At 67.8% G+C, this 23,766-nt stretch carries 21 protein-coding genes; 12 read left to right on the top strand and 9 right to left on the bottom strand.

The features are described from left to right. The first annotated feature begins 225 nt into the window (after positions 1-225). From B5F23_RS04160 to B5F23_RS04170, 3 genes are all read left to right on the top strand, one after another. A complete protein-coding gene (locus B5F23_RS04160) occupies positions 226-969 on the top strand; it encodes a sigma factor (protein ID WP_087352103.1) in 744 nt (247 codons plus the stop codon). After that, entirely contained in the window at positions 966-1,844 is an 879-nt protein-coding gene (locus B5F23_RS04165; protein ID WP_087352105.1) for an anti-sigma-I factor RsgI family protein, read from the top strand. Before B5F23_RS04160 ends, B5F23_RS04165 begins: the two co-directional genes overlap by 4 nt. Before the next feature lie 129 nt (positions 1,845-1,973). Next, complete coding sequence (locus B5F23_RS04170; protein ID WP_087352106.1) at positions 1,974-2,954, top strand: PepSY domain-containing protein; 981 nt, start codon at positions 1,974-1,976, stop codon at positions 2,952-2,954. 298 nt (positions 2,955-3,252) lie between these two features. On the opposite strand, the gene B5F23_RS04175 is transcribed toward B5F23_RS04170, so the two are convergent. The 3 genes from B5F23_RS04175 to B5F23_RS04185 all read right to left on the bottom strand — a co-directional run bounded on the left by B5F23_RS04175 (position 3,253) and on the right by B5F23_RS04185 (position 6,439). Continuing rightward, on the bottom strand, positions 3,253-3,999 hold the full coding sequence (locus tag B5F23_RS04175; RefSeq protein ID WP_087352107.1) for an energy-coupling factor transporter transmembrane component T family protein: 747 nt from the start codon (positions 3,997-3,999) through the stop codon (positions 3,253-3,255). Beyond that, positions 3,996-5,792, bottom strand: coding sequence for an ABC transporter ATP-binding protein (locus tag B5F23_RS04180; protein ID WP_087352108.1), 1,797 nt, complete (start codon positions 5,790-5,792; stop codon positions 3,996-3,998). The genes B5F23_RS04175 and B5F23_RS04180 overlap by 4 nt, the downstream gene beginning before the upstream one ends. Before the next feature lie 80 nt (positions 5,793-5,872). Next, positions 5,873-6,439, bottom strand: coding sequence for a hypothetical protein (locus B5F23_RS04185; RefSeq protein WP_087352110.1), 567 nt, complete (start codon positions 6,437-6,439; stop codon positions 5,873-5,875). 512 nt (positions 6,440-6,951) lie between these two features. Here B5F23_RS04185 and B5F23_RS04190 point away from each other — a divergent pair. The 3 genes from B5F23_RS04190 (at position 6,952) to B5F23_RS04200 (ending at position 9,822) form a co-directional block, all read left to right on the top strand. Further along, positions 6,952-7,743, top strand: a complete 792-nt coding sequence (locus B5F23_RS04190) for a 7beta-hydroxysteroid dehydrogenase (RefSeq protein WP_087352111.1) — start codon at positions 6,952-6,954, stop codon at positions 7,741-7,743. A 750-nt stretch (positions 7,744-8,493) separates the two neighbouring features. Next, a complete protein-coding gene (locus B5F23_RS04195; protein WP_087352113.1) occupies positions 8,494-8,943 on the top strand; it encodes a MarR family winged helix-turn-helix transcriptional regulator in 450 nt (149 codons plus the stop codon). A 33-nt stretch (positions 8,944-8,976) separates the two neighbouring features. Then, on the top strand, positions 8,977-9,822 hold the full coding sequence (locus tag B5F23_RS04200) for a DegV family protein (RefSeq protein WP_087352115.1): 846 nt from the start codon (positions 8,977-8,979) through the stop codon (positions 9,820-9,822). Between the two features lie 298 nt (positions 9,823-10,120). Here the strand turns inward: B5F23_RS04200 and B5F23_RS04205 are convergent, their stop codons facing one another. After that, the gene (locus B5F23_RS04205; RefSeq protein WP_087352117.1) at positions 10,121-10,666 is read right to left on the bottom strand and encodes a TetR/AcrR family transcriptional regulator; all 546 of its coding nucleotides are present in this window, start codon (positions 10,664-10,666) and stop codon (positions 10,121-10,123) included. A gap of 136 nt (positions 10,667-10,802) precedes the next feature. On the opposite strand from B5F23_RS04205, the gene B5F23_RS04210 reads away from it, so the two are divergent. Together B5F23_RS04210 and B5F23_RS04215 are read left to right on the top strand one after the other, a co-directional pair. Then, entirely contained in the window at positions 10,803-11,504 is a 702-nt protein-coding gene (locus B5F23_RS04210) for an ABC transporter ATP-binding protein (protein WP_087352119.1), read from the top strand. Positions 11,505-11,507: 3 nt separating this feature from the next. Beyond that, entirely contained in the window at positions 11,508-15,011 is a 3,504-nt protein-coding gene (locus tag B5F23_RS04215; protein ID WP_241145789.1) for an FtsX-like permease family protein, read from the top strand. 29 nt (positions 15,012-15,040) lie between these two features. Here B5F23_RS04215 and B5F23_RS04220 read toward each other — a convergent pair whose 3' ends face one another. The 3 genes from B5F23_RS04220 to B5F23_RS04230 all read right to left on the bottom strand — a co-directional run bounded on the left by B5F23_RS04220 (position 15,041) and on the right by B5F23_RS04230 (position 17,405). Continuing rightward, positions 15,041-15,814 carry an amino acid ABC transporter ATP-binding protein gene (locus B5F23_RS04220; protein ID WP_087352121.1) on the bottom strand — a complete coding sequence of 258 codons (774 nt, stop codon included), beginning with the start codon at positions 15,812-15,814 and terminating at the stop codon, positions 15,041-15,043. After that, positions 15,807-16,460 (bottom strand): amino acid ABC transporter permease, encoded by a 654-nt coding sequence (locus B5F23_RS04225; protein WP_241145790.1) that lies wholly within the window; start codon positions 16,458-16,460, stop codon positions 15,807-15,809. The genes B5F23_RS04220 and B5F23_RS04225 overlap by 8 nt, the downstream gene beginning before the upstream one ends. 75 nt (positions 16,461-16,535) lie before the next feature. Next, complete coding sequence (locus B5F23_RS04230) at positions 16,536-17,405, bottom strand: transporter substrate-binding domain-containing protein (protein WP_087352123.1); 870 nt, start codon at positions 17,403-17,405, stop codon at positions 16,536-16,538. A gap of 313 nt (positions 17,406-17,718) precedes the next feature. On the opposite strand from B5F23_RS04230, the gene B5F23_RS04235 reads away from it, so the two are divergent. After that, positions 17,719-18,297 carry a manganese efflux pump MntP gene (locus tag B5F23_RS04235; protein WP_087352125.1) on the top strand — a complete coding sequence of 193 codons (579 nt, stop codon included), beginning with the start codon at positions 17,719-17,721 and terminating at the stop codon, positions 18,295-18,297. Between the two features lie 29 nt (positions 18,298-18,326). Here the strand turns inward: B5F23_RS04235 and yihA are convergent, their stop codons facing one another. Further along, positions 18,327-18,914 (bottom strand): ribosome biogenesis GTP-binding protein YihA/YsxC, encoded by a 588-nt coding sequence (gene yihA / locus B5F23_RS04240; RefSeq protein ID WP_087352128.1) that lies wholly within the window; start codon positions 18,912-18,914, stop codon positions 18,327-18,329. Between the two features lie 335 nt (positions 18,915-19,249). Between yihA and B5F23_RS04245 the strand changes: the two genes are divergently transcribed. Next, on the top strand, positions 19,250-20,062 hold the full coding sequence (locus B5F23_RS04245; RefSeq protein ID WP_087352129.1) for a fructosamine kinase family protein: 813 nt from the start codon (positions 19,250-19,252) through the stop codon (positions 20,060-20,062). 30 nt (positions 20,063-20,092) lie between these two features. Here B5F23_RS04245 and B5F23_RS04250 read toward each other — a convergent pair whose 3' ends face one another. After that, positions 20,093-21,748, bottom strand: coding sequence for an OPT/YSL family transporter (locus B5F23_RS04250; protein ID WP_087352131.1), 1,656 nt, complete (start codon positions 21,746-21,748; stop codon positions 20,093-20,095). A 104-nt stretch (positions 21,749-21,852) separates the two neighbouring features. Between B5F23_RS04250 and B5F23_RS04255 the strand changes: the two genes are divergently transcribed. Continuing rightward, the gene (locus B5F23_RS04255) at positions 21,853-22,653 is read left to right on the top strand and encodes a type III pantothenate kinase (protein WP_087352133.1); all 801 of its coding nucleotides are present in this window, start codon (positions 21,853-21,855) and stop codon (positions 22,651-22,653) included. An 8-nt stretch (positions 22,654-22,661) separates the two neighbouring features. After that, entirely contained in the window at positions 22,662-23,729 is a 1,068-nt protein-coding gene (locus B5F23_RS04260; protein ID WP_087352135.1) for a LacI family DNA-binding transcriptional regulator, read from the top strand. The last annotated feature ends 37 nt before the right edge of the window (positions 23,730-23,766 follow it).

The following is a 23,766-nucleotide window of genomic DNA, read 5'->3' on the forward strand; positions in this document are numbered from 1 at the left end:
GGACCGTCCGCAACCCGCACGTTCTTCTCGCCGCGCGGCCCCCCACAGCGACCCTCTCAGGCGTCGCCCCCCGCGTCCGAGTCGGTCACGAGGGACCTTTCGCCGCAGCTTACCAAGAGCTTACACACGGAGCCGGCCGGCCCGATACCTTTGTCTGCGTGTCCGTTTCCGCGCGACCCCGAAAACGGGCGGGCGTTGCGCGCACCCTATAGCGGAGGGGATGCGTTGAGGCAGGAGAGGGAGATAGTCGCTCGGGTCCGAGCGGCCAGGGATAGCGCCCGGGCCGCCGACGCCCTGGTGCGCGACTACTTGCCGTTCATCAAGGCGGAGACGGCCAAGTTCATGGGCCGACCCCCGCGGGAGGGACACGACGACGAGCTGGGGATAGCCATGTTCGCGTTTCACGAGGCGGTGCTGGCATACGACAGGTCCAAGGGGGCCTTCCTTCCCCTTGCGTCGCTGAGTATAAGAAATCGCCTGATAGACTTCAGGCGGCGAGAGCGTCGCCACGCAGACGTGGACTCTCTCGACGAGCGGCGTGGCGGGGACGAGCTGGACCCGGGGCGGGCCCTCGTGGACGAGCTCGCCTCGGAGCGAGACGAGATTGCCGAGAGTGACGCACGCCGCGCGAGCAGGGAGGAGATTGCCGAGTTCGCGCGGCAGCTCGAGGGGCTCGGCATCGCCCTTACCGACGTGGCGGAAAACTGCCCCCGTCAGCGCCGCACGCTCGAGGCGTGCCAGCGCGCCCTTGCGTATGCCCGCGAGGACCAGGCCCTTCTCGACCGGCTCGTAAAGACGGGGAAGCTGCCGATGTCGGACCTCGCGCGTGGGTCGGGCGTTGACCGCAAGACGCTCGAGCGCCATCGTCGCTACCTCGTGGCGCTGCTCGTTGCCTACACCAACGGCTACGAAATCATTCGCGGCCACCTTTGCAGGATCGTCTCCCCGGCGGGAGGTGACGCGAGATGAGCTACCTGATCATGGAGTGCGCCGACAGCTACGCCGTGGCGCTCGACGAGGAGGGGCGTTTCGTCAAGGTCCCCAACCTCGGCTACGAGGTGGGGCAGCGCGTTGATGATGTCATCGTTTTTGATGACGATGCCGATGGGGCCGAGGTCATCCCCTTCAAGGCGCCGGCGCAAAGAAGGTCGCGCGGTCGGGTGGCTGCCGTCATCGCGGCCGCGGCGTGCCTGTGCGCGCTGTTCGTCGGGGGCTTTGCCCTGTGGCAGACGCCTGTTGGGACCGTTCGGATGAGCATCAACCCGGACGTGAGCATGGAGGTGAACCGCCTCGACCGCGTAGTGAGCCTCACGGGAGACAACGCGGACGGCGTCGAGCTGGCGGACGGCTTCTCGTACTACGGGCGCACGGTCGACGAGGTCTCCGACGACCTTGCGACCCGCGCGGAGGGCATGGGGTTCCTTGCCGAGGGCGGGACAATCGAGCTGACGGTGGAGTCCGACGACGAGGAGTGGAGGGTGGCGACCGAGGACCGTCTTGTCGTGGAGCTTGAGGTCCACCTCGACAATCGCGTGAACGTGACGGGCTCGGCATCTGCTGGCGAGAAGGACGCGGACGACGGGGCGATTACGGTTGACCAGGACATCGTCGTGGAGATTGCGCCGCCCGTGACGACGGCCGAGCCCGAGAAGACACAGCCCGAGGCGACGCAGCCCGAGGCGAGCACGCCGGCTCCGTCAGCTCCCTCGTCTCCGACCACGACCTACGACGATGATGACGATTGGGACGATGACGCCGACGACGGCTGGGACGACGATGACGACGCCGACGACTGGGACGATGACGATGCCGACGACGGCTGGGACGAGGCCGACGACGACTAGAGCTGCGACGACGGCCGGTTTTTCTCGCTGTCAGAAAAAAATCTTCTGACGACCCCGATTTCTTGATCCTCGCCTACGCAACCTCTCACTGCAAGGGAAGGAAGTACCCCGAACAACGAGGAGGACGTCATGAGGAACACGAGGACGAGGGGCATCCTGGTCGCCGCAATCGCGGGCGCGGCTCTTGTTGCGACGCTGGGCGGATGTGGCGCCGCGGGGTCGGGCACCCAGCAGGGACAGGCGACGCACGACGGGACCGCGCAGGTCCAGACGGCCGGAACGCTGCTTTTGAGCGTCAACCCGGAGATCGAGGTCGACTACGACGACCAGGGTCTTGTCACCGAGGTCGAGGGGGTCAACGACGACGGGCGAAGCGTGGTGGGAGACTACTCGGGATACGAGGGCCGGGAGGCTCGCGAGGTGGTCTCGGAGCTCGTGGGAGAGATCTACCAGGACGGCTACTTCGACCAGACCGTTGACGGGCACGACCGAAACGTGGTGGTCAAGCTCGAGCAGGGATCGGCGTACCCGGGCGACGACTTCCTCCGGGGCATCGAGGACGACGTGCGCACGACGGTCAACGGATTTGGCCTTGAGTCCGACGCGCTCGCCGTGTCCACCGACCAGCTCGATGACCGCGGCTACATTGGTCTGGACGCCGCAAAGGACATCGTCCTCTCCCAGCTTGGCCTGACGGAGGCGACCTTCAACGATCACGAGTACGAGCTTGATGACGGCGTCTACGAGATGGGGTTCGTTGCGAACGGCGTCGAGTACGAGTATGAGGTCGACGCGCGCACGGGCAAGGTCCTTGAGGCGGACATCGACGGCAACGACGACTGGGACGACGCGGACGACTGGGACGACTGGCGCGACAACAGCTATGACCGAGACGATGACGACCTCTACGACGACGCCGACGACCGTTGGGACGACGCTGACGACCGGGACGACTGGGACGACGCGGACGACTGGGACGACGCGGACGACTGGGACGACGATGACGACTGGGACGATGCGGACGACGACTGGGATGACGACGCGGACGACGACTGGGACGACGACGATGACGACTGGGACGACGACGATGACGACTGGGACGATGACTAGCCGGGACGTCTGCGGTGGCGTGACGACCTGTCTGGAGTCCGAGAAACGCGCGAGTTTCAGACGGTCCTTTAGGTAAAAACGACCGCGGACAGCACGAATTAAGACTACTTGCAGGTTGCGGACGGTTTGGGCCTCCACATCGTCCGCAACCTGCACGTAAGCGGATGACGTGCGGCTTCCAGACGGTTTGGGCCGTGAAATCGTCCGCAACCTGCACGCACCCAGACAACGTGCGGCTTCCGGACGTCCTGTCGAGAAGAACCGTCCGCAACCCGCACGTTCTTCTCGCCGCGTGACCCTACAGGGCCACGCCCACCGCGACGAGTGCCGCGCAGGCCGCGAGCGCGCACCAGTCGCGCGCGACGAGCGGGTAGCGCTTGTAGCAGCTCTCGCGCGTGCGCAGGTAGAAGCCGCGCTGCTCGGCGGCGAGCGCGGTGGCGTCCGTCTTTCCGACGGAGCTCACCAGCAGCGGCACGCACAGCGGCAGCATGAGCCGCAGCTTGCGGAAGGGGTTGCGCGTGTCGTACTCCACGCCGCGGGCGGTCTGCGCCTCCATGATGGCGGTCATCTCCTGGCTGAACACCGGGACGAAGCGCAGCGCCGTGGTGAACGTGAACGCGTAGCGGTACGGCACGTGCAGCACCTCCACGCAGGCGTTGGCGAGGTCGCCCATCTTGGTCACGGAGAGCATCAAGATCAGCGGCATGGCCACGCCGAGCAGCCGCAGGCACGCCTTTGAGCCCGTGACCAGGCCGTCCGTGGTGACCCAGGCCGCGACCGGGGCGCCGGTGCGGACCACGGCGGTCTGGAGCGCGAGCATGATCACCGCCAGCGGCACCAGCACCTTGAGCAGCGACGCCAGCCTTCGCAGCGCCCCCGCGTACGCGCCGAGCGCCAGCGTCAGCACGATGAGGCCCACGAGCAGCGGGTAGGTGTCGGCTAGCAGCGTCGCCACGATCAGCGCGGCGGCGACGGCGAGCTTGGTCACGGGGTTCAGCCGGTGAAGCAGCGTGTTCCCGGGCACGTAGTCGATGACGCTCGTCACGGGCGCACCATCTCCTCAACAAGGTCGACGATCCCCGACACCTGGCTGATGCCGGCGAACTCCGCGGACGTGCTTCGCGCCAGCGCGCGGGAGAGCTGTGCCACCTGAGGCGCCTCGACGCTCGCAGCCGCCATGACGTCGGGCCGCGAGAAGACCTCCGCGGCGGGGCCGTCCGCGAGCACGCGCCCCCCGGCCATGACCACCACGCGCTCGGCAAAGTCCGAGACGACCTCCATGTCGTGGCAGACCATGATGACGGCGCAGCCGCGCTCGGCCATCTCGCGCACCGTCTCCATGACGGTCATGCACTCGCGGTAGTCGAGGCCGCTCGTGGGCTCGTCCAGCAGCACGACCTGCGGCTCCATCACCACCACGGAGGCGAGCGCCACCATCTGCCGCTGCCCGCGCGACAGCGAGAAGGGCGACTCGCCCGCCGGCAGGCCAAAGCGCTCGGCCGCCGCGGCTGCCCGCCTGAGCGCCTCGTCGCCGTCGACGCCCTGGAGCTCAAGCCCAAAGGCCACCTCGTCGAGTACGGTGTCCTTGCAGAGCTGGCGGTCGGGGTTCTGGAAGAGGGTGGCCACATGCGCGGCGATGCGGCTCACGGGGACCTCGCGCGTGTCGATCCCGGCGACGCGCACCTCGCCGGACGCTGGGCGCAGCAGCCCGTTGAGGAGCTTGGTGAGGGTGGTCTTGCCGGCGCCGTTCTGCCCGACCACCCCCACGAGCTCGCCGGGTCGCACGGTGAGGCTCACGTGGGACACGCCGTCGCCGGACCCGGGGTAGGCAAAGCCGACGTCGCGCAGCTCCACCACGGGGGCGGGGACGGGCTCGGCCTGGCGGGGGACGGGCGCGTGCGGCGAGGCCTGCGAGGAGGTGGTGCCCGGGGCGGCGCCGCATGGCGCGGTGTCTGCCGCGGGCAGAGGCACTTCTCCCCGCCCGGCGAGAAGGCCCCGGATGAGCTCCTCGGCCTCGCCCACGCTGAGGCAGGGCGGGCCGGGCTCGATGACGCCGTGCTCGGCGAGGCTGTTTGAGACGCGCGCCACCCGGGGGCTGTCCACGCCCATGCGTCTGAGCTCGGAGCCGTGCGCGAAGACCTCGCGCGGGGTGCCGTCGAGCGCGAGGCGGCCGCCGTCCATCACGAGGACGCGGCTGCAGAACTCGGAGAGCAGGGCAACCTTCTGCTCTATGACCACCACGGTTATGCCCTCGTCCCGGTTGAGCTGGGAGAGCGTCTGGAAGATGAGCTTGGAGCTGGCCGGGTCAAGCGCGGCGGTGGGCTCGTCGAGCACCAGGACGCGCGGGCGCAGGGCCAGGATCGCGGCCACGGCGACCTTCTGCTTCTGGCCGCCGGAGAGCGTGGCGATCTCTCGGTCGCGCAGCTCGGCGATGCCCACGGTCTCGAGCGCGCCGGAGAGCCGGCCCTCGACCTGGTCGTGGTCGACGCCGAAGTTCTCCAGGCCAAAGAGCAGCTCGTCCTCGACCACGGAGGCGACCATCTGGGCGTCGATGTCCTGCGTCACGCTTCCCACCGTGCGAGCGATGTCGGTGAGGCTGACCTCGCAGGTGTCGTGGCCGTCCACGAGGGCCGCGCCGTAGAGACGGCCGCGGTAGTGGTGCGGCACCGCGCCCGAGAGCACCGCGGCGAGCGTGGACTTGCCGGCTCCCGAGGGGCCGGTCACGCCCACGAACTCGCCGGGGAAGACCTCGAGCGAGATGCCGTCGAGGGCGCGCGCGTTCCGGTCCCCGTAGGAGAACGAGACGTCTTCGAGTCGGATGATGGCAGGCGAGCTCATGGGCGGCGGGGGTCCTTTCCGAGTGAGGGGCGTCGACCTCCCGGCCGGCGCCCCGACGTTGGTCTGCGGGCGGCCCCGCGCTAGTCGCTCAGGCCGAGCGCCTTGCGGATGGGCAGGTAGAGGGCGCTCACGAGGATGGCGTTGAAGACCGCGGTGAGCACCACCACGGGGAGCATCGCGGCGGCGAGCTCGGAGGCGGCGCCGACCATGGCGATGCGGATGAGCATGAAGACCGCGCCGGAGACCACGGTGGTGACGAAGGAGCCCACGAGCGGGACGAAGCGCTTGGCCGGGCCCTCGATGCCGGCGCGCACGATGACGGCCATGAGCATGGCGGCGATGCCCTCGGCCGCAAAGTCGACGAACGGCGAGGTGGTGGTGAGCTGGATGACGGCGGCGGAGATGAGGCCGATGATCAGGGCCTGGCCCACGTTGGGACGCACCACCAGGATGGTCAGGCAGAACGCGGAGATGATGAACTCGGGGCTGATGAGGCCGCCGGAGATGCTGGAGATCATGCGGCCCACGGTGAAGTTGAGGATGAAGCCGGCGGCCAGGAGCACGGCGAGAAGGACGAGGGCCTGGACGTCGAGCTTGCCGCGGTCGACGGAGACGACGGTGCGGGCGGCGGTGGTGTTCTCGGACATGGTGAGTTCCTTTCGGTGAAGGTTTTGGCTGGAATGGTGCCTGGGGCGTCTTGCCTGCGTTCGATGGCTGCGCTACGAAAAAGGGCCCCCGGTCCTCCGGGAGCCCCTCAGGCGCAAGAGGTATGGCGCGTGAGACTCACCATCGACCGAGCGAGGAGAAGTTGCGCCACCACCAGTTCATGGACGTGCGTGCGTTGCGGACGACGGTCTTGGTCATGGTGTGCGCTCCTCTCATCGGTCTGCCGCGGGGCGGCGGTTGGTGTTGGTGGACAAGATACGCGTCCGGGACGCGTCGCGCAAGGAAGTTTTTCTCGCGGAAACAATCGGGGGAATCGGCGTCAGATGGTGGGGCGCGATTGCGTTACCTGTGCAACGATTGTACACGCCCGGCCGGCCCATGTGCCCGCGTCGGCGGAACGTCTCGGCCCATCGGTGGGGAAATGCCCGCCTGAGCTGCTGGTTATTCTCGCTAAGATGCTCGTGTGACCAGTTGGGCAAAGAGAGGAGCACGCATGAGCCTGCGCGAGAAGTACGGTGAGTGGGGCGTCATCCTTGGTGCCACCGAGGGTGTCGGAAAGGCCTTCTGCGAGAAGATCGCGGCCGGTGGGATGAGCGTGGTGATGGTGGGCCGCCGCGAGGAGAAGCTTCGCGAGCTCGCCGCGCAGATCGAGGAGACCTATGGCGTCAAGACAAAGGTCGTGCGTGCGGACTTCTCGCAGCCGGATGCGGCCGAGACGGTCTTTGCCGCCACCGAGGGCCTGGACATGGGCTTCATGAGCTACGTCGCCTGCCTGCACTCTTTTGGGAAGATTCAGGACACCCCGTGGGAGAAGCACGAGGCGATGATCAACGTCAACGTCATCACCTTCATGAAGTGCTTCTACCACTACATGAAGATCTTCGCCGCCCAGGACCGCGGGGCCGTGATCAACGTCTCCTCCATGACGGGCGTCTCGAGCTCTCCGTGGAACGGGCAGTACGGCGCCGGCAAGGCCTACATCCTCAAGATGACCGAGGCCGTGGCCTGCGAGTGCGAGAACACCGGCGTGGACGTCGAGGTCATCACGCTGGGAACCACGCTCACCCCAAGCCTGCTCTCCAACCTGCCGGGCGGCCCGCAGGGCGAGGCGGTCATGAAGATTGCCCAGACGCCCGAGGAGGTTGTGGACGAGGCCTTCGAGAAGCTCGGCCGAGAGCTCTCCGTCATCGCAGGCGAGCGTAACAAGGCTTCCGTGCACGACTGGAAGGCCAACCACACCGAGGATGAGTACATTCGCTACATGGGTTCGTTCTATTCAAACTAGGTTGGCAATCTCGACCTCGTCTTTTGTCGGCCTGCGGCCCGCGATGCGCCCCGGTGCATTGCGGGCCGCGGCGTTTGTCGGGGGCGGCTTGGCGCTATGCGCTGCCGAGAAGCGCCGCTGTTCTTCTCGGCGTCCTTGCTCCCTGCCGAGCTGTGGCTTCATGCGTGAGCAGGCCGCGGTTGTTTGGGTTGCGTGACTGTGCGGCGCAGGGCGGGCGGCATGGTGCCGTACGCCATTGCTTGCAGCCGGAAGGGTCTCGGGCGTCTGTGCCATGCCGCTGCTTGCGCCAGCTGCTGCCTGCGCCAGCTTTTCGAGGTTGTGTGGGGGGTTGATACCTTGCGCTTTCCAAGGTGCCGTTTTCGTATCAGAATCCGGATTGTGTGACAAACAATTTATGCCTGCTGGCGAGAAGAGCCGCTAATCACGGACGTTTTTCCAAAATGGATTTTTTCTCGGTTGTGTGGGACATTTTTTATGTCAGGTAGTCCTTATCATCAAATGTATGCCACACAATCGATGATTTCTGACTCGGCGGCTACTTTGGCCGACGCGCCGCTTCCATTCTTGACGCCACGGCGTGATTTGGCGCGCTTGGGAATCGGTGGCGCGCGCCCCTTGGCCGCGGTCGACATCGCGTTCCTTGGCGGCCCCGCTGTCCGCGCTTGTGCTTATCACGTGACGGTCGGTCCGGGGACCCTCGTTCCTCTATCATGTTAACTCGTCAACAAGTTTGGGTGAGAGGGGGACTCGGTGCGGGAGGACACTCGCTTCGAGGACTTCGTGGGGCTCATCGACGCCCTGCACAAGGAGATTCAGCGCATCAAGGCCTCCGAGGCGGAGCGCCTGGGCTTCAAGGGCGCGGACGTCATGTGCCTCTACTACCTCACGAAGAACCACGAGGGCCTCACGGGCTCGGAGCTCGCGCGCCTCGTGGACGTGAGCCGCGCCGCGATGTCGCGCACCATCGCGCGCCTCGAGGCCGACGGCCTCGTCGAGACCGCTGCCGGCGGGGAGGAGACCAGATACCGAGTCCCCGTGCGTCTCACCGAGAAGGGCGTCGAGGTGGCCCGGCCCATCGAGGGAATCATCCAAGATGTCCTTGAAGAGACGGGGCGCGTGCTCGACGTGAGGCAGCGCGCCCAGATGTACGAGTCGCTCAACGTCATCCTCAGCCGTCTGAGGCAGATCGCTCGCGACTAGGCCCGCCGGGCACGAGGAAAGGAAAGACCAGACATGGCAGTCCGCATCATCACCGACTCAGGCTTCGACGTCCCCGACGCGAGCGACGCGCGCCTCACGGTGCTCCCGCTCAGCATCACCTTTGGCGACACCACCTACGCCGACGGCGTCGACCTCACTAACGACCGCTTCTTCGAGCTGCTCATCGAGAGCGACGAGCTGCCCAAGACGAGCCAGGCCACCCCGTACGCCTACACGCAGATCTTCGAGCAGGTCCGCGCGGCGGGCGACGAGGCCGTGGTGATTACGCTCTCCTCGGGCCTCTCCGGGACCTACCAGAGCGCGCTCACCGCTGCCGCCGACTACCCCGAGGTGCACGTGGTCGACAGCAAGAACGTCACGATCGCCCAGGGCATCCTCGTCCAGTACGCGCTGCGCCTGGTCGACGAGGGCCGCACCGCTGCCGAGGTTGCCTCGATGGTGGAGTCCGCCCGCGAGCGCCTGGTCCTGCTTGCCCTTCTCGACACACTCGAGTATCTCAAGCGCGGCGGGCGCATCCCCAAGAGCGTTGGCGCCATCGGTGAGCTGCTCTCCATCAAGCCCGTGGTCGGGGTGCGCGACGGCGAGGTCGTGATGCTGGGCAAGGCCCGCGGCTCCAAGAACGGCCGCAACCTGCTTCACCAGGAGGTCGAGAAGAATGGCATCGACTTCACGATGCCGGTGCTGATCGGCTACTCGGGCCTCTCCGACAAGCTGCTGCGCAAGTACCTCGAGGACAACCGCGCCATCTGGGAGGACAAGGTGGCCGAGGAGGACCTCCCGATCACTTCCGTGGGTGCCACGGTGGGCACGCACGTGGGGCCAAACGCCATCGCGCTCGCGTTCTTCCGTAGGGAGTAGGTCGCATCGGGCCCCGAGCTGTGCAATTTGGTCCTTCGGTCCATGAATCCGCGGGGCCCGAGTGCAGTTTGGGCCTTCGGTCCATGCGATTTCGCTCCCCAGGACGTAAAATAAAAATAGAAATGAATATAATGCGGCCGCCAACAGGAGAAACTCGCCCTGGAATGCATATTTTTCAGCGATGCCCGCCGCGGACGCCGGAATCGCATGGACTGAGAGGCCAAATTGCACGCCGACCCCCCCATCTTATGGACCGAAGGGCCAAATTGCACGGATTGCGCACGGGTCGGCGCCTGGGCTACAGCACTTCGCGCACGATGAGGTCTATGAGCTGGTCAATCGACATCGGGTCGGGCTCCGAGAGCCAGGTGCTCACGGCGGCGACGATTCCGGAGAGGTAGAACTCGAGCAGCACGTGGGACTCCTGCTGCGTGAGGCCCTCGGACGGCAGCACGAAGCGCTCGAGCAGCGGGGCCACCACCTCCTTGAACCGGCGCGAGAACGTGGGGTCACCCTTCTCGCCGATGAGCACCTCGAAGTAGCCGCGGTAGCGCTGGGCGAGCTGCAGGATGAGGCCCATGTGCTGGGAGAAGTCGAGCCTGTCGCCTTGGAGCAGGCGGTCGTTCACCAGACGGGCGAGGCCTCCTAGGAGGGCGTCCTCGATCTCCTCGAGGACCTCGTAGACGTCGTGGTAGTAGAGGTAGAAGGTGGCGCGGTTGTAGCCGGCGCGGTCCGTGATCTCGCGCACGGAGATTCTCTCGATCGGCCGCTCGGCGTAGAGGTTCCAGAACGCCTCGCGGAGGTTTGCGCGCGTCTGCTCGGTGACCTGCGGCTGCTTCTTCATGGTTGCCCCCAGATTTGTGGACGTGCCAAGGAGTGCTCGACAATTGCGGCCCGCGTGTCGAGAGGTTCACGCTCCGTTGACCTGGTGCCAGTATACTTCCGGTTAGACAACACGTTGTCGAGTAATCGGAGCTGTGATGGCCTACATCGAGTTCTCTGACGTCGTGCGCAGCTACGGCGCGGGGTCCACCAAGATAAACGCCCTGGACGGCGCAAGCTTCGTCGTCGAGAAGGGCGAGCTCGCCGTCATCCTGGGGGCGTCGGGCGCGGGCAAGACCACGGCGCTCAACATCCTCGGGGGCATGGACAGCGCCACCTCTGGGACGGTCTGCGTGGACGGGCGCGACATCAGCCACGCAAGCGAGAACGACCTCGTGCTGTACCGTCGCGCCGACGTGGGGTTTGTCTTCCAGTTCTACAACCTCGTGCCCAACCTCACGGCGCTCGAGAACGTCGAGCTGGCCACCCAGATTTGCCCGGACTCGCTCGATCCGACGGACATGCTCGCCAAGGTGGGCCTGTCCGAGCGCCTGGCCAACTTCCCCGCGCAGCTCTCCGGAGGCGAGCAGCAGCGCGTCTCCATCGCGCGCGCCCTGGCCAAGAACCCCAAGCTGCTGCTGTGCGACGAGCCCACGGGCGCGCTCGACTACCAGACGGGCAAGCAGATCCTGCAGCTCCTTCAGGACATGTGCCGTTCCGAGAAGATCACGGTGATCATCGTCACGCACAACGCGGCCCTGGCCGACATGGCGGACCGCCTCATCCGCTTCAAGAGCGGGCGCGTCACGAGCATGACCGTCAACGACAACCCCAAGCCCATCGCAGAGATCGAGTGGTAGCGCGTGGTCGGGCGCGGCAACAACCCGAGCGCCTTTGGCAGGGGCATCCTGCGCACGATGCGCGGGAGCCTCAAGCGCTTCGTCGCGCTCGCCACGATCACGGCGCTCGGCGTCACGATGCTCGTGGGGCTGCGCGCCGCCTGCGTTGACCTGCGCGCCTCCGCAGACGCCTTCTTTGACGAGCAGAACCTCTTTGACGTGCGGGTGCAGTCCACGCTCGGCCTCACCTCCGAGGACGTGGACGCGCTCGCCGCGCTTCCGGGCGTGGAGGCCGCCGAGGGCGGCTGGGTCGAGACGGTCTACACCACGGTCGGCTCCGCCTCGGAGAAGGTCGACGTCAAGGCGCTCTCGCCGGACGGGATGAACGAGCCGGCGGTGCTCGAGGGTCACCTCCCCGAGCGCGACGACCAGATCGCGGTGACCAAGCGCTTCCTGGAGGACTCCGGACTCTACGTGGGCGACACCGTCACCTTCCACGGGGCCGACGACGGCACCGACGGCGCCACGGAGGTCTTCGAGCGCAAGGAGTACACGATCATCGCCGTGGTCCTGGACCCGATGGAGATCAACGCGGGCGAGGGCACCATGTCCTTCCGCTCGAGCGGCGGCTCGCAGTACTCGTTCTTCGTGCTGCCCGAGTGCGTGAACGACCAGCAGACCTACACGGTGGCCTACCTGAGCGTGGAGGGCGCGGACGCGCCCCTGTGCTATTCCGCGGAGTACGAGGACATCGTCGACGAGGTGTACCAGGGCGTGGAGGACGCGCGCTCCGAGCGCGAGCGGGCGCGCGGCGAGGGCCTGCGCGCCGATGCGACGGCAGAGGTGGACGAGGCGGAGGCCGAGGCGCTCTCCGAGCTCGCCGACGCCCAGGCCCAGATTGACGACGGCCAGGCCGAGCTCGACAGCGGCCGCGCGGAGCTTTCCGAGCAGGAGAGCCAGGCGCACCGGGAGCTCGCCGAAGCCCAGGCCCAGATTGACGACGGGTACGCCCAGCTTGACGCCGCGCAGGCCGAGCTCGACGCGCAGAGCGCGCAGGTCGAGGACGGCCTCGCGCAGATCGCCTCCGGCCTGGGGACCACGGTGGACGGCATCCCGGCGGCCCTCTCCTCCACGCACGACACGCTCGTTTCGTCGCGCACGAGCCTGGAGACCACGGCCACGATGATCTCCTCTCTCGCGGGGGACGAGTGGCCTGCGGACGCGTGGGCCCAGATCGGCTCCGCTGCCACGCAGGCCGAGCGCGACGCCGCGGCCGCCACGGTGGACTCCTGGCTGTCCGGCTTCGTCACGGACGGCACCGCCGCCATCGACCAGATAATCGCCCTCGTCGAGTCCCTCCCGGACGCGGAGCGCGGCTGGGAGAGCCTGCCCGAGGACGTTCGCCAGCAGATCACGGCGATCCTCGACGGCCTGAGCCCGGAGCTTCGCCAGGCCATCCGGGACATCCTCTCCATGGACTCGAGCGCCATCGTCGGTCAGCTCACGTCGCTCAGGGCCATGCTCTCCCAAATGGGCGGCCTCGGCTCGGGCATGGCACAGGTGGTTGCCGGCGAGGCGCAGCTCGCGGAGGCCCAGAGCGGCTACGACGCGCTCGTCGACGCGCGCTCGCAGATCGCCGCGGGGCAGGCTCAGATCGACGCCGGCCGCGCGGAGCTCGACGCGGGTGCCATGGAGCTCTCCAGCCAGCGCTCGAGCGCGCTCGCCCAGATCGCCGACGGCTGGGCGCAGCTCGAGAGCGGTCAGGACGAGCTCGACGAGGCGCGTGCCACCTACGAGTCCGAGCGCGCCGACGCGCTCGACCAGATCGCGGACGCGCGGGCAGAGGTGGAGGACATCCCCGACGCCACCTGGTACGTGCAGGACCGCTCGAGCCTCTCGAGCTACGCCAGCGTCGACTCCGACGCCTCGTCCATCGAGGCCATCGGCACGGTGATACCGGTTGTCTTCTTCGTGGTGGCGGTGCTCATCAGCTTGACCACCATGACGCGTATGGTGGAGGAGGAGCGCGGCCTCATCGGCGTCTACAAGGCGCTCGGCTACGGGCGCGGGAAGATCCTCTCCAAGTACGCGCTCTACGCGCTTTCGGCCTGCCTGGTCGGCGGTCTGGTGGGCAACGTGCTCGGCTTCGTGGTGCTGCCAGCCATCATCTTCACGATCTTCTCGACCATGTACGCGCTGCCCGGCTTCCTCTACGGCTTTGACGCGCTCTGGGCGCTCGGCGCCACGGCCCTCTTCGCCCTGGGCATCGTGGGTGCCACGCTCGTCACCTGCTGGCGCGAGCTGCGCGAGTCCCCGGCAGAGCTCATGCTGCCCAAGGCCCCCAAGGCCGGCTCGCGCATCTTCCTCGAGCACGTTGGCCCCGTGTGGCGTCGGCTCAGCTTCCTGAACAAGGTCACGGCGCGCAACCTCCTGCGCTACAAGCGCCGCTTCCTCATGACGACGTTTGGCATCGCGGGCTGCGTGGCGCTGCTCGTCACGGGCTTTGGCATCCGCGACACCGTGCTCTCGCTCTCGCCTCGCCAGTACGGCGACGAGGGCGTCATGCGCTACGACCTCATGGCGGTGACGACGTCCGACGACCTCGCCGTCGTGACCGACGACCTCCTCTCCGGCGACGAGGTCGGCGACCTCGCGCGGATTTACGTGGACAGCGTGACCGTCACGTGGGGCGACACCAAGGAGAGCGCCCAGCTCTACGTGGTGCCCGACGGCGTTGACCTCCCCGCGTACGTGAGCCTGCGCGACGCCGCGGGCAACGAGATCGACCTCGGCTCCACGGGCGTCGTGGCGACCAAGGCCCTCGAGCAGGTCATGGGCCTCGCTGAGGGCGACGAGATCAGCCTGCAGGACTCCACGCTCGCCACGGGCAGCGCGCAGGTCGGCGCGGTGGGGGTGAGCTACCTCGGCGACGCCGTCTACATGAGCGAGAGCGCCTACGAGGAGGCGTTTGGGACGTCGCTCGAGCCCAACGCGCTTCTCGCCCACCTGACGGGCTCGGCGGACGAGCAGATCTCGTATGCCGAGGGGCTCACCGAGGACGGCCGCCTGCTGTCCGTCTCGGCAACGCAGAAGCTCGTGAACGACTTCTCGAGCGCGTTCACGCTCATCAACACCGTGGTCTACGTGGTCATCGTGCTGGCGGCGGCGCTCTCCTTCACGGTGGTGTTCACGCTCTCCAACACCAACATCTCCGAGCGCGAGCGCGAGCTCGCCACAATCAAGGTCCTCGGCTTCAAGCGCGCCGAGGTGCACCGTTACATCAACAAGGAGACGCTCATCCTCACGGCGATCGGCGTGGTGGCGGGCCTGCCGCTCGGCTACGCGCTCGCGCGCAGCCTCACGTGGATCCTGCGGATGCCGTCGCTGTACTTCGACGTCGTGGTGGACCCGCTCACGTACGTGATCTCGGCGGCGCTCGCCTTTGTGTTCACGGTGCTCGTGAACCTCATGACCAACCGCTCGCTCGACCGGATCGACATGGTTGGCGCCCTCAAGTCCGCGGAGTGACGTGACGAGTAGGGCAGGGTAGATTGTCGCTAGGCCCCGCGCTGGGCGAGAAACGCCCGCGTGCGGGCCTCGCGCGGGTGGTCGATGACCTGCTCGGCGCTGCCCTGCTCCACGATGACGCCACCGTCCATGAAGATCACGCGGTCGGCCACCTCGCGGGCGAAGGCCATCTCGTGGGTGACCACGACCATCGTCATGCTCTCGGCGGCGAGCTCCTTGATGACGCGCAGCACCTCGGCGGTGAGCTCGGGGTCGAGCGCGCTCGTGGGCTCGTCGAAGTAGAGGATCTGCGGGTGCATGGCCAGGGCGCGCGCGATGCTCGCCCGCTGCTGCTGGCCGCCCGAGAGCTGGCAGGGCACCTTGTCCTCGCAGCCGGCGAGCCCCATCTTGGCGAGAAGAGCCCGGGCCTCGGCCTCGGCCTCCTCGCGGGGGCGCCCCTGCACGCAGACCGGCGCGTCCATCACGTTGCGCAGCACCGAGAAGTGCGGGAACAGGTTGTAGCTCTGGAACACCAGGCCAAAGCGGGAGCGGGCCGCGGCGAGCGCGTTTTTGTCGCCGTACGCGCCGCCTGAGGCCACGGGGAGCTCGCCGTAGGAGAGGCTTCCGTCGTCCAGGCGCTCGAGCAGGGTGAGGCAGCGCAGCAGCGTGGACTTGCCGCCCCCGGAGGGGCCGATGATCGCGACGACCTCGCCGGGGCTGACGGAAAGCGAGATGTCGCGCAGGACCTCGGCCTCGCCGAAGCTCTTGCGCGCGTGCTCGAGCGAGACGACGGGGCGTGCCGCGTTCTTCTCGACGTCAGTCATGGTAGTAGCTCAGCTTTCTCTCGATGCGGCCGGCAAGGGCGTCAATGAGCAGGTTGAAGACCCAGTAGAACGCCGCGGCGATGGCGAACGGCACCATGGAGACCTGGCTCGCCACGAGCTGCTTGGCCACCGTGAACATCTCGATGACGCCGATGGAGAACGCGAGCGAGGTGTCCTTGACGAGCGTGATGACCTCGTTGGTCATGGCGGGCATGATGCGCTTGACCACCTGCGGCAGCACGATGCGCACGAAGGTCTGGGTGCGCGAGTAGCCGAGGACCTCGGCCGCCTCGTGCTGGCCGCGCGGGATGGACTGGATGCCGGAGCGGTAGATCTCGGCGAAGTAGGCCGCGTAGTTGACCACGAACGCCACGATCGTGGCGTACCACTTGGAGTCCGTGGTGAGGCGGATGCCAAACACGTAGAACGGGACAAAGTAGATCGCAAACATCTGCAGCATGAGCGGGGTGCCGCGCATGATGGAGATGTAGAACCGGGCGAGAAGGGCCAGCGGCTTGAAGCTGCTCATGCGCGCAAAGGCGACGAGCATCCCGAGCGGCAGCGACCCCACGAGCGTGAGGGCGAAGATCTGCAGGCTGACGAGGAACCCCTCGGCGAGCATCCCGGTCATGGTGAGTATGTCCACGCTGGTCCTTTCAGGGAGGTGGGCCAAAGGGGACGGACCCCTTTGGCCCACTGGGAGGAACGGGGAGGGAGGAGTCTACTCGAGGCACCAGTTCTCGTAGGAGATCCCCTGGTCGGCGTACTTCTCGCAGAGCTGCTCGACGAAGCCGTCCTCGTCCATGGCGCGCAGCGTGTCGCTCACGGTGCTCGCGGTGGCGTCGTCGCCGAGCTTGAAGCCCACGGCGTAGTGCTCCTCGGAGAGGGGCTCGTCGAGCTGGACGTAGGCGTCCGGGTTGGCGGCGAGCTGGTAGGCGGCGATGGACAGGTCGCAGGCCACCGCGTCGACGGCGCCGGACTCGAGCTGCATGAAGGCGGTGTTGTAGTCGCCGATGGTCTCGAGGCTGGCGAAGGTGGCGGCGAGGTCGGCCTGCGTGGCCTCCTCGCCGGCGAGCACGTTGTAGGCGGCGGAGTCGACCTGGGTGATCACGGCCTTGCCGGAGAGGTCGCCAAAGCCCGAGATGCCGGAGTCGGCGCGCACGACGACGACCTGGGCGTTGAGCATGTAGGGGTCGGAGAAGGTGTAGTCCTCCTCGCGCCCCTCCATGGTGAAGCCGTTCCAGATGCAGTTGATGGCGCCGCTGTCGAGCAGGGTGTCCTTGGCGTCCCAGTCCACGGGCTCGAACTGGACCTCCCAGCCGTTGCGGGAGGCCACCTCGGCGGCGAGCTCGAGGTCGAAGCCGGTGTACTCGCCGTCGTCGCCCACGTAGCCGTAGGGCGGGTAGGCGGAGTCAAAGCCCACGATGAGGGTGCCGGTGTCGACGGCGCCGGTCCCGGCCTCGGCGGAGGGGTCCGCGGAGTCGGCGGGGGCGTCGGAGGAGGGGGTGCCACCGCAGCCGACGAGCGTGCCGGCGGCGAGCAGCCATGCGGAGGCGAGCGAGGAGAGGACGAACGACCTTCTGGTGATCATGGGGCTTCCTTCCACGAGGTTCTTCTCGGCTAGGTGCTTTACTTTGCTAAAGCGTAGGGAGGAATATACGCTTTAGTTGGGTGGAGTGCAAGGCGCCGGCAAGGTGGTTTTCAGGCTGGAAACACGACGGCTGTGGTATGATGCGGCTCCACGAGGGAGTAGTGGCACGCCTGGTGCGTGCGGCGCGTCAACATGCTGGCCTTTGGCCTGGCGTGCCTTAATCAACGAGACTCGCGGCAAGGGAGGTAGAGGGCCCTTGCCGCGAGTTTTTTGTTTGACGGAGCCGGGTTCGCCCGGCGGGAGAGGGGACAACATGGGAATCGTCGAGCTGCTGCTGGTGGCCGTGGGCGTCTCGATGGACGCGTTTGCCGTCTCGATCTGCCGGGGGCTGGGGATGCGAAGGCTCAACCTGCGCACCGCGGCGGTGCTCGCGCTCTTCTTTGGCGGCTTCCAGGCGCTCATGCCGCTCATCGGGTGGGCGCTGGGCAGCCAGTTCATGGGTGTCATCGCGCCCGTTGACCACTGGGTCGCGTTTGTGCTGCTGACGTTCATAGGCGGCAAGATGCTCTGGGAGGCGGCGCACGAGGGGGAGGACGACTGTGGCTGCAAGGACACGAGCCGCATCGACCTGCGCGAGTTTCTCGTGCTTGCCGTGGCGACCTCGATCGACGCGCTCGCGGTCGGCATCTCGTTTGCCGCGCTCGCGGTTGACATCGTGCCCGCGGTGAGCCTGATCGGGCTCACGACCTTTGCCTTCTCGTTCGGGGGCGTGGCGGTGGGCCACTTCTTCGGCGCGCGCTACGAGCGTCCGGCGAGCGTCGTGGGCGGCGTGGTGCTCGTGCTGATCGGCGTCAAGATCTTGCTCGAGCACCTGGGCGTGCTCGCGATCTAGCGGTACCTGCGCTTGGCGGCCGTTACGCGTTACAGACAGGCCTCGGCGATACGACGGCGAAGCTCGTCGATGCCCTGGCCGGTCTCCGATGACGTGACGACGACCTGCTCGCGGTCGATGCCGAGCTGACGCGCGATGGTCGCGGCCTGCTGCGTCTGCTTCGAGCGGCCGAGCTTGTCCGCCTTGGTGAGCGCCACCACGAAGGGGAGCTCGCTCTCGCGCAGGAAGCCCACCATCTCGTGGTCGAGCTTCTGGGCGTCGTGGCGGATGTCCACGAGCGCGATCACGAGGTTGAAGCTGCGCTCCTGGGCAAAGTAGCCGGAGATGAGGTCGGCCCAGCGCTGCTTCTCCCTCTGCGAGACCTTGGCGAACCCGTATCCGGGCAGGTCGACGAAGCGGATGCCGTCGACGTCAAAGAAGTTGATGTTTGCGGTCTTGCCCGGGGTGCTCGAGACCTTGACGAGCCCCTTGCGGTTGAAGAGCTTGTTGAGCAGCGAGGACTTGCCCACGTTCGAGCGCCCCGCCACAGCTACCTCGGGCGTGGTGGAGGCGGGGAGCTGGGCCACGGTACCGTACGAGGCCTCGAAGCGCGCGGTCTGGTAGTTGATGGTGGCCATAGCAGTCCTTTCGGTGGTTGCGTTGAGCAAGTATTGTACGTGATGGCCCGCGAGGGCCGGGCGCGGCGTCGGCATTGTGTGCAGTTTGGCCCTTCAGTCCATGTAAACGCTGGTGTCGTGTGCAGTTTGACCTCTCAGTCCATGCAAAAATGGTCGTCTAAGCAGAAAGAGATTCAGGAGTTTATATATCCAACTGGGAAAACGCGGATGGAAGCCGGTTCAGACCGGGAAAACGCATGGACTGAGAGGCATAATTGCACACGCGAGTCGCGTTTTCATGGACTGAAGGTCCAAATTGCACGGCGCGGCGCCCTGATCGTGGATGGGAGGGCACGGTGGCGGACACCTTTGCAAAGACGGCGGGGTTCGGGGACAACCTGCCCGGCGAGGCGGCCGCGCTGCGCTGGCTGGCTGAGGCCGAGGCTGCGGGCGGCATCCGCGTCGTGCGCGTTCTGAGCGTGAGCGCCGAGGAGCTCGTGGAGGAGCACGTGGCGACGGGGGCGCCCACGGCCGCTGCGGCGCGACGCATCGGCGCCTCTCTTGCCCGGACGCACGCTGCCGGGGCGCCCTGGCTGGGATGCGCGCCGGAGGGCTGGGAGGGTGAGCCCTGGTGCGGCCGTGCGCGAACCCCGTACGTCGCGCGCGACGACGCGCCGTCGCGCTGGGGAGCCTTCTTCGCCGAGTACCGGATCATGAACTACGTGCGCACGCTCGTGGACGAGGGCGAATTCGGCCCATCCGAGCTGGCGCTCTTTGAGCGCGTGGCGTCGCGGCTGGAGGCGGGGGAGTTCGACGCCTCGCAGCCCGGCCTCGTGCGCGCGGCGGGCGTGACGTGCGCGCGCCTTCACGGCGACCTCTGGGCGGGCAACGTCCTCTGGGACGCGGACCGTGCCGCCCCGACCGGCGGAGTCCTCATAGACCCGATGGCGTACGGCGGCCATGCCGAGACCGACCTGGCAATGCTCGCGCTCTTTGGCTACCCGTACCTGGAGGAGGTCCTGCGCGGCTACGACGAGGCATCGCCGCTCGCCGACGGCTGGCGGGAGCGCGTGGGCCTGCATCAGCTCGCCCCGCTGCTGCTCCACTGCGTGCTCTTCGGCGGCTGGTACCTCGACGAGGCCGTGGGCGTGGCGCGTCGCTACGCGTAAGGCAGCCCCGCGCCACGCCCACGGGCGCGCCTAGCCCGCGAGCCCCGCGGCGACGGAGGCGAGCGCAATGATCACGCCCACGATCGACTCGCCGCCGAGCACGCCGGACGCAACGAGCACCCCGTTCTCCTCGCCGGCCTCACCCGCGTCCTCGCCACCGCGAGCACGGCGCACGCGGTCGTAGGCCCACTTGACGAGCGCGCCGAGCGCGGCCGTGGACGACATGTAGAACGGCAGGTAAACGCCAAGGCCAAACATCATCGCCGGAAGCCCCGCGGCGTAGAGCGCCACGCCGGCCACAAGGCCAACCACAAACGCCGGGATGCTCGGGATGCCCGAGACCATCGTGGCCACCACGCTCGCCTGTGTGGAGACGAACATCTGCCCCGGCCCGAACGCGTCCGTTCCGTAGGCGCTCGCCAGCGTGACGAGCACGCCTACGGCGACCACGGTCCCGAGCAGGGCGCCCACGGCCTGCCCCACCCACATGGCGCGCGGGCTCGTGCCGATGATGGCTCCGGTCTTGAAGTCGCTCATGACGTCGCCGGCAAGGCCGCACGTGACGGACACGACGCCGGCGACGTAGAAGAGCTGCACCTGGCTCACGTCGGCAAACGCGGCCACGGCGAGAAGCACGATCAGCCCGAAGATCTCCATTGGGTCGATGCCCGTCTGCCCGACCGACTGCGCGCTCATGACCGTGGTCACGAAGGCGAGAAGCACCACGACGACGGCGACGAGCGGGCCGAGCCCGAGCGCCATGCACACGAGCAACGCGGCGGCGGCCACCATGAGCGCGAGCACGCCGAGGTCGCGCCGCGAGCGCGGGCCCCTCTCGCCGCTTAGCGAGCCGCGGCCGCGCAGGTAGCCGGCCGCCTTGGGCAGGATGTCGCGCACGACGACCCCGACGCCCGAGCCCATCATGAGGCCCATGCCCAGGCTCGAGACGATGCCCTGTGCCGTGGACGTGTCCCAGAGGCCCGCCGCCGTGCCACCCACGACGATCCCGAAGTTGCCGAGCACGGCGCCGGCGAACCAGAAGGCCACGGCCGTGCCGCCCACGAGGAAGCCCACGGCCAGCATCTGCGGGGAATTGTAGATGCCAAAGCTCACGCCGGGCACGGGCAGCGCCGCCACGATCGAGGGCATGAGGCCCAGCGCGTCGCGCGCGACGCACCACAGGCCCGCCAGCCCCATCGAGCCGAAGAGGCGCCTGCCGGTGGCCCCGCCCGTCTTGGCGGCGAGCAGCGTCTCCGCGGCGGCGGTGCCGATGGGGTACTCGAGGTCGGACTCCTCCACAAAGCGCCTGCGGATCGCCGCGGTGCACACGAGGCCCAGCAGCGCGCCCGCGAGCGCCACGGCGAGCATCTCAACCCAGCTCACGCTGTCGGCGAGGCCGAGCATCCAGATGCCGGGGATGGTGAAGGCGAGGCCGCCGGCGACCATGGAGCCGGCGGACATGACGATCTGCGTGACGTTTGCCTCGTTGAGGCTGCGGTGCCCAAACGCGCGCAGCAAAAACAGCGCGACGATGGACGTGAAGATGGTGGGCCACGGGAGGGCGCCCAGCCTCAGGGCCGTGTAGACCGAGGACGCCGTGATGATGACGCAGCCGACGCACCCGATGGCAAGGCCAACGGGGCTCAGCTGCTCGCGCCACGCGGTGCGCGAGCCAGACTTGCTCATATGATCTCCTTCGTATATCCGCTCCCCCTGAGCGGGGAGTCGGGTTACTGCGGACTGCTAGAGTATATCCGAGAACACGCAAGACGAGCCCAACGGGAGCTGAGATGGCTGACCATCCCGAGACAAGAAGCGCCGGCGAGAAGAACGTCCTGGCTGTTGACGTGGGGAACACCACCACGCGCCTCGGGCTCTTCGCGGGCGGCGAGCTCGTGGGCACCTGGGAGCTCACCACGCCCGAGCGGCTCACTGCGGACGAGGCCCGCGCGCAGGTCGCGCAGGCGCTCTCGATGATGGGCTCCGGCGTTCCCGAGGACGCGATTCTCGCCTGCGTGGTGCCTTCGCTCACCGACGTGTGGCGCCGGGCCCTCGCGGCGAGCTGCCCCGGGCGCGCCTACGTGGTGGGGCCGGGGCTCAGGACCGGACTGAGGATGCGCTACGACGACCCGTCCGAGGTCGGCGCCGACCGCGTTGCGGACGTGGTGGCCGCGCGGGAGCGCTACGGCGCCCCGGTGGTCGTCGTGGACCTGGGCACCACCACGAACTTCGAGGTCGTGGACGCCGACGGCGCCTTTGCGGGCGGCATCATCGCGCCGGGCGTGGCCCTGGGCGCCCGCTCCCTCGCGGCGGCCGCGGCGCGCCTGCCGGTCATCGAGCTTCGCGCGCCGGGCAGCGTGGTCGGGCGCAACACGCGCGCGGCGATGCAGTCGGGCGTGGTGCTCGGCGAGGTCGCCCGCATCGACGGCCTGCTCGACATGATCGCGTCAGAGCTGGGCGGGCAGGCGGCGGTCGTGCTGACCGGGGAGGGCGCCGCGTCCATGGCGGCCCTGCTGCGCCACGAGGCGTGCGTGGACGACACGCTCACCCTGCGTGGCCTCTGGCAGCTCTGGCGCGCCAACGTGCGCTAGGGGGCCTCGTGGCGGGCAAGGTGACGCTCAAGGACATCGCGCGCGAGGTGGGCCTCTCGCCCACGGCGGTCTCGCTCGTGCTCAACGACCGGCCGTGCAAGATCTCGGCCGAGAGCCGGCGCCGCATCAAGGAGGTCGCGCGCCGCAAGCGCTACATCCCCAACCAGATAGCGCGCAGCCTCGTGACCCAGCACTCCCAGACGCTCGGGCTCGTGGTCCCCAACATCGAGAGCAGGTTCTTCTCGTCATTTGCGCGCAGCCTCGAGCGGGGGTGCCGCGAGCGGGGCTACGCGCTGTTCATCACGAGCTCGGACGACTCCGCGACCAACGACTCGGAGCTCGTCCGGCTGCTTGCCAACCGCGGGGCGGACGGCCTGTTCGTCGTTGCCTCGGATGAGCCGACGGCGGACCGCGCCCTGGCCTCGACGCTCTCGAGCCTGCCCATGCCCTACGTCATGGTCGACCGCCTGATCGAGGACCTCGCGTGCGACAAGGTCGCCTTCAACAACGAGGAGGGCGGCTACCTGGCGACGAGCCACCTGCTCAGGGCCGGACACCGGCGCGTGGCCTGCATCGTCAACGCCTCGTCCAACACGGGGCGCCGCCGGCTCGACGGCTACCTGCGCGCGCTCGCCGAGTGGGGCGTCGAGCCCGACCCGGGCCTCGTCTTCGTGAGCGCCTACTACATCGCCGACGCCTACGCCACCTCCGAGGCGCTTCTCGCCACGGACGCGACGGCGGTCTTTGCGAGCAGCGACAACATCGCGCTCGGGCTGCTCAAGCGGCTCTACGAGCGAGGCCTGCGCGTGCCGCGGGACTACTCCGTGGTGAGCTACGACAACTCCGCGGCAGACGTGCTCTTTGAGCCGGCGCTCACCTCGATCGAGCAGAACGTGGACGAGCTGGCCGCCGCCGCGCTCGAGATCCTGTTCCGGAGGCTCTCCGAGGAGGGCTCGGGGGAGCTGGGAGCCCCGGTCGAGCGGGTGCTCGAGCCGCGCCTGGTGATCAAGGACAGCGTGCGGGCCGCGAGGGCGCCGTTCTTCTCGCCGGGGGAGCAGCGCGGGGTAAGGGTTTAGTAAATCAGGCCCCGAAGACAATTCTCGGAAAGGTAAA

The organism is Olsenella sp. An188, assembly GCF_002160255.1.
In the GTDB taxonomy this organism is placed as follows: domain Bacteria; phylum Actinomycetota; class Coriobacteriia; order Coriobacteriales; family Atopobiaceae; genus Thermophilibacter; species Thermophilibacter avistercoris.